This is a genomic window from Fimbriimonadaceae bacterium (assembly GCA_019638775.1).
Taxonomy (GTDB): Bacteria; Armatimonadota; Fimbriimonadia; order Fimbriimonadales; family Fimbriimonadaceae; genus JAHBTD01.
Map to the genome: position 1 here is coordinate 1 of JAHBTD010000061.1, position 4,733 is coordinate 4,733.

Genomic DNA, 4,733 nt, shown 5'->3' on the forward strand with positions numbered 1-4,733 from the left:
TCACCAGAAGCAGGTAGTCTAACCGTAAGGAGGGCGCTTGCCACGGTGAGATTCATGACTGGGGTGAAGTCGTAACAAGGTAGCCGTAGGGGAACCTGCGGCTGGATCACCTCCTTTCTAGAGAAATACAAACTAAGTACTCACAACCTATCGATTGTTTTGTAATAGACAGAGCTAAGAACCAATAAAAGCTGGATATTTTTGATTGTACTATAGGATGGCACTTAGACTCATGAAGGGTCTGTAGCTCAGTTGGTTAGAGCACACGCTTGATAAGCGTGGGGTCGGTGGTTCAAATCCACCCAGACCCACCAACAAGATGGGGGTGTAGCTCAGCTGGGAGAGCACCTGCTTTGCAAGCAGGGGGTCATCGGTTCGATCCCGTTCACCTCCACCAGTTTATTGGGCGTATGGAGAGAGATGGTGAGAATTGAGGGTTTTTTGTAAATGAGAGTGATAGGCTCTGTCTAGTGGAAAGTTATATTTAATATGTTTTATTTATTAAATTGATTATTGTTCTTTAAAAATTTGGAAAGTATTGACTATTTAATTTTTAATTGAATCAATCATATTTTTGATTATTCTGAATATGGTTGGTGAGGTTAGGAATGAATAAGGGTTAGATTGTATCAAAATTGCAAATTAGAATTCAATATATGCAATAACCTGTATGAGTAAGATTTTTATTGTATGTGTAGGAATATATTAATAATAAAAGTCTTAAAGTTATAGGATCAAGTGAATAAGTGCATGTGGTGGATGCCTTGGCGATTACAGGCGATGAAGGACGTGGAAGCCTGCGAAAAGCTTCGGGGAGCTGGCAAACGAGCTGTGATCCGGAGATATCCGAATGGGGAAACCTGGCCCATTAGGGTCAACCTTAACTGAATATATAAGTTAAGTGTGGCGAACCTGGTGAACTGAAACATCTAAGTAACCAGAGGAAAAGAAATCAACCGAGATTCCCAAAGTAGTGGCGAGCGAAATGGGAAGAGTCATCAATATTTAGCATTCAAGTTAGTCGAACTTTCTGGAAAGTGAGACCATAGTGGGTGATAGTCCTGTAGACGAAAACTCGAATGTGGAACTAAGATTGAGAAAAGTAGGGCGGGACACGTGAAATCCTGTCTGAAGATGGGGGGACCATCCTCCAAGGCTAAATACTCGTAATCGACCGATAGTGGACAAGTACCGTGAGGGAAAGGTGAAAAGAACCCCGGAAGGGGAGTGAAATAGATCCTGAAACCGCATGCATACAAACAGTGGGAGCTTGGTATTTTGAATATCAAGTGACTGCGTACCTTTTGTATAATGGGTCAGCGACTTACATTCAGTAGCAAGCTTAACCGAATAGGGGAGGCGCAGCGAAAGCGAGTCTTAATAGGGCGTATAGTTGCTGGGTGTAGACCCGAAACCAGATGATCTATCCATGGCCAGGATGAAGCGAAGGTAACACTTCGTGGAGGTCCGAACCCACTAATGTTGAAAAATTAGGGGATGAGCTGTGGATAGGGGTGAAAGGCTAAACAAATCTGGAAATAGCTGGTTCTCTCCGAAAACTATTTAGGTAGTGCCTCACGTATCACCTTTGGGGGTAGAGCACTGTTATGGCTAGGGGGTCATTGAGATTTACCAAACCATTGCAAACTCCGAATACCAAAGAGTGCCAGCGTGGGAGACAGACATCGGGTGCTAACGTCCGGTGTCAAAAGGGAAACAACCCAGACCCTCAGCTAAGGTCCCAAAGACACAGTTAAGTGGGAAACGAAGTGGGAAGGCATAAACAGTCAGGAGGTTGGCTTAGAAGCAGCCACCCTTTAAAGAAAGCGTAATAGCTCACTGATCGAGTCGTCCTGCGCGGAAGATGTAACGGGGCTCAAACTGTGCACCGAAGCTAGGGATTTACATTTAATGTAGATGGTAGGAGAGCGTTCCGTAAGCCTGTGAAGGTGTGGTGTGAACCATGCTGGAGGTATCGGAAGTGCGAATGCTGACATGAGTAGCGATAAAGGGAGTGAAAGGCTCCCTCGCCGAAAACCCAAGGTTTCCTGTGCAACGTTCATCGGCGCAGGGTGAGTCGGTCCCTAAGGTGAGGCAGAAATGCGTAGCTGATGGGAAACTGGTTAAAATTCCAGTACCTTTTATCAATGCGATGTGGGGACGGAGAAGGTTAACTCAGCCGGGTGTTGGATGTCCCGGTTCAAGCGTGTAGACATGCTGCTTAGGCAAATCCGGGCGGCTAAGTTGAGACGTGATAACGCAACACTCTTCGGAGTGCCAAGTGAGCGATACCATGCTTCCAGGAAAAGCCACTAAGCTTCAGTTGATAAGAGACCGTACCGTAAACCGACACAGGTGGGTAGGATGAGAATTCTAAGGCGCTTGAGAGAACTCAGGAGAAGGAACTCGGCAAAATTGCACCGTAACTTCGGGAGAAGGTGTGCCCCTTGTACGTGTAGCGCTTCGCGCGTGAAGCGGAATGGGGTTGCAATAAAAAGGTGGCTGCGACTGTTTATTAAAAACACAGCACTCTGCCAACACGAAAGTGGACGTATAGAGTGTGACGCCTGCCCGGTGCCGGAAGGTTAAATGATGGGGTGCAAGCTCTTGATTGAAGCCCCGGTAAACGGCGGCCGTAACTATAACGGTCCTAAGGTAGCGAAATTCCTTGTCGGGTAAGTTCCGACCTGCACGAATGGCGTAACGATGGCCACACTGTCTCCTCCTGGGACTCAGCGAAGTTGAAATGTTTGTGAAGATGCAATCTCCCCGCGGCTAGACGGAAAGACCCCGTGCACCTTTACTGTAGCTTTACATTGGACTTTGACAACATTTGTGTAGGATAGGTGGGAGGCTTTGAAGTGGGTTCGCTAGAACTCATGGAGCCATCGTTGAAATACCACCCTGATGTTGTTGGGGTTCTAACCTAGATCCATAATCTGGATTGGGGACCGTGTATGGTAGGCAGTTTGACTGGGGCGGTCTCCTCCCAAATTGTAACGGAGGAGTACGAAGGTACGCTAGGTACGGTCGGAAATCGTGCTGATAGTGCAATGGCAAAAGCGTGCTTGACTGCGAGACTGACAAGTCGAGCAGATGCGAAAGCAGGTCATAGTGATCCGGTGGTTCTGTATGGAAGGGCCATCGCTCAACGGATAAAAGGTACGCCGGGGATAACAGGCTGATTCCTCCCAAGAGTTCATATCGACGGGGGAGTTTGGCACCTCGATGTCGGCTCATCACATCCTGGGGCTGTAGCCGGTCCCAAGGGTATGGCTGTTCGCCATTTAAAGTGGTACGTGAGCTGGGTTTAAAACGTCGTGAGACAGTTTGGTCCCTATCTGCCGTGGGCGTTGGAAGTTTGAGTGGACCTGCTCCTAGTACGAGAGGACCGGAGTGGACGCACCTCTGGTGTACCGGTTATGACGCCAGTCGTATTGCCGGGTAGCTAAGTGCGGACGAGATAACCGCTGAAAGCATCTAAGCGGGAAACTCACCTCAAGATAAGACTTCCCGAGGGTTAAACCCTCCTAAAGGTTCGTTGAAGACTACGACGTTGATAGGTCGGGTGTGGAAGCATAGTAATATGTTAAGCTAACCGATACTAATTGACCGTGCGGCTTGATCCTATAACTTTAATACTTTTGTTAAATTGAAGCTAAAAGCACAATGATAATAATTTAACCTAATACTTTCCAAGAATAATTGCGTATTACTTTTTCCGAATTGAAATAGTATTACTGAGAGTTTAGATGTGATACGCAAACAGTTTCGCTTGGCGGCCATAGCGCTCTGGACCCACCTCTTCCCATCCCGAACAGAATCGTGAAACGGAGTTGCGCCGATGATAGTGTGCATACGCATGTGAAAGTAGGTTACCGCCAGGCACCCAATTTTTTTCTACCAGAAGAACAGCATTCTTGAATGCATTGTCTGTTCGGGATTCATTCTTATTCTGGGTTCTTTAAGCGTGTTACGGCTTTATTGACCCTCCTTCGCATGATTTTTCAAGTTAGGTATGCCCCACGCACATGGTTTGCACCAATTGCTAAGCAGTGTCGCTGTGCGTGTGATTGGCACGCCAGAGGCCGTGTTAATGTAATCGGTGCGTTGATCGACAAATGTCTTCTGATGTGTCAACACTTTTCTGGACACGAAGTTAAGCAGCATTTTGCTGCAACTCGAAGTCAACGGGCGATATATCCATTAGCTGAATGCAATCGTTCTCGGTTGTAAAATACTTCGATATATTCAAACACAGCTTGTTTAGCTTCTTCCCGAGAATGGAACGTTTGATGATGGATCAATTCGGTTTTTAAGGTATGGAAGAAGCTTTCCGACACGGCGTTGACGCTCCTATGTCAAGTAATTCTGACTGTGTCAGATAAATCGGCGAGAATCAGTGGATATAGCTCACGAACAATGTAGCGTTTCAGGCAGCGTTGAATTTCTTTATTTGACATTCCTTGTGCTGTACGTCGCGCCACATAGGCTTGTGGTTCTCGGCTCACTGCGCATGCGTACCATAGCGATAGTCCATAACGCATTGTTTGCAGATCGATTGCCTTCTCGATTTAATCGATGGCGGATAGTTTTTCCAGAGGAAGCCTGCAGTGGACTTGCTCCACATAACGCAGCCAAGGCTGCTTCATTCCTTAATCGTTCTGGATTATCTCCTGCTACGGCAATAAGTGTCGCTGCTGTTTGTGGTCCGACTCCAAATTGATTCCGAA

2 protein-coding genes, 2 tRNA genes and 3 rRNA genes are annotated in these 4,733 nt (G+C 46.8%); 5 read left to right on the forward strand and 2 right to left on the reverse strand.

Translation table 11 applies throughout. The features are described 5' to 3' along the window. The 5 genes from KF784_19580 to rrf all read left to right on the forward strand — a co-directional run. Positions 1 to 117 (forward strand): 16S ribosomal RNA (locus KF784_19580); the annotation flags it as partial. Between the two features lie 120 nt (positions 118 to 237). After that, positions 238 to 314: transfer RNA gene (locus KF784_19585), tRNA-Ile, on the forward strand. Between the two features lie 7 nt (positions 315 to 321). Further along, positions 322 to 397: transfer RNA gene (locus tag KF784_19590), tRNA-Ala, on the forward strand. A gap of 335 nt (positions 398 to 732) precedes the next feature. Then, positions 733 to 3,629, forward strand: a 23S ribosomal RNA gene (locus tag KF784_19595). Between the two features lie 145 nt (positions 3,630 to 3,774). After that, a 5S ribosomal RNA gene (gene rrf, locus KF784_19600) occupies positions 3,775 to 3,887 on the forward strand. A gap of 300 nt (positions 3,888 to 4,187) precedes the next feature. Here the strand turns inward: rrf and KF784_19605 are convergent. Further along, positions 4,188 to 4,343, reverse strand: coding sequence for an IS3 family transposase (locus tag KF784_19605; protein ID MBX3121267.1), 156 nt, complete (start codon positions 4,341 to 4,343; stop codon positions 4,188 to 4,190). Between the two features lie 109 nt (positions 4,344 to 4,452). Next, a partial coding sequence (locus tag KF784_19610) for an IS110 family transposase (GenBank protein MBX3121268.1) occupies positions 4,453 to 4,733 on the reverse strand: 281 nt, incomplete at its 5' end.